The organism is Kitasatospora sp. NPDC004799 (assembly GCF_040609095.1).
Lineage (GTDB): Bacteria > Actinomycetota > Actinomycetes > Streptomycetales > Streptomycetaceae > Kitasatospora.
On sequence record NZ_JBEXJK010000823.1, the window covers coordinates 1 to 1,182 of the forward strand.

The 1,182-nt window shown below is 73.9% G+C and carries 1 protein-coding gene; it reads left to right on the top strand.

What is annotated here, in order from left to right; translation table 11 throughout:
- The coding region (locus tag ABZW03_RS41065) for a beta-ketoacyl synthase N-terminal-like domain-containing protein (RefSeq protein ID WP_355270014.1) at positions 1 to 1,182 on the top strand (1,182 nt) is incomplete at both ends.

The following is a 1,182-nucleotide window of genomic DNA, read 5'->3' on the forward strand; positions in this document are numbered from 1 at the left end:
AGACGGCGTGGGAGACGCTGGAGGACGCGGGGATCGATCCGACGTCCTTGCGGGGCAGCCAGACCGGCGTGTTCACCGGCATCTGGAACTCCGGCTACGTCGGCAGCCCCGACCAGGCACCGCCCGACACCGAGGGCTACCTCGCCACCGGCATCTCGCCGAGCATCACCTCCGGCCGGGTCTCCTACCTGCTGGGCCTCCAGGGCCAGGCCGTGTCCGTCGACTCCGCCTGCTCCTCGTCGCTGATGGCGATCCACCTGGCCGCGCAGGCGCTGCGCTCGGGGGAGTGCACCCTCGCCCTGGCCGGCGGGGTGACCGTGAGCGTGACCCCGCTGCAGTTCACGGAGTTCTCCCGCCAGCGGGCCCTGGCCCCGGACGGCCGGTGCAAGCCCTTCTCGTCGACGGCCGACGGGACGTCCTGGGGCGAGGGCGCGGGGCTGGTGCTGCTGGAGCGGTTGTCGGACGCCCGGCGGAACGGTCACCGGGTGCTGGCGGTGGTGCGGGGTTCAGCGGTCAACCAGGACGGGGCGTCCAACGGGCTGACCGCGCCCAACGGCCTCTCCCAGGAGCGGGTGATCCGTCAGGCCCTCGCCAATGCGGGGTTGGCGGCGTCCGAGGTGGACGCGGTGGAGGCGCACGGTACGGGGACGACGCTCGGCGACCCGATCGAGGCTCAGGCCCTGTTGGCGACGTACGGCCGGGACCGGGTGGAGCCGTTGTGGCTGGGGTCGGTGAAGTCCAACATCGGGCACACCCAGGCGGCGGCCGGTGTGGCGGGTGTGATCAAGATGGTGATGGCGATGCGGCACGGCGAACTGCCGCCGACGCTGCACGTCCAGGAGCCCACGCCGCACGTCGAGTGGGACACCGGTGACATCCGGCTGCTGACCGAGGCCCGGCCGTGGCCGGAGACGGGGCGTCCCCGCCGCGCGGGCATCTCGGCGTTCGGGGCCAGCGGCACCAACGCCCACGTCGTCATCGAACAGTTCCCGGACGAGACCCCCGGACAGCCCGCCGCGGACGACTCCGTGGACGACTCCGCGGAGCCCACCGTGTGGCTGCTGTCCGGCAGGACGGACGACGCCCTCCGCGCCCAGGCCCGACGGCTCGCGGACCACCTCACCGCCCACCCCGGACTCCGGCCGGCCGCGATCGGCCGGGCCCTCGCCACCACCCGCACCG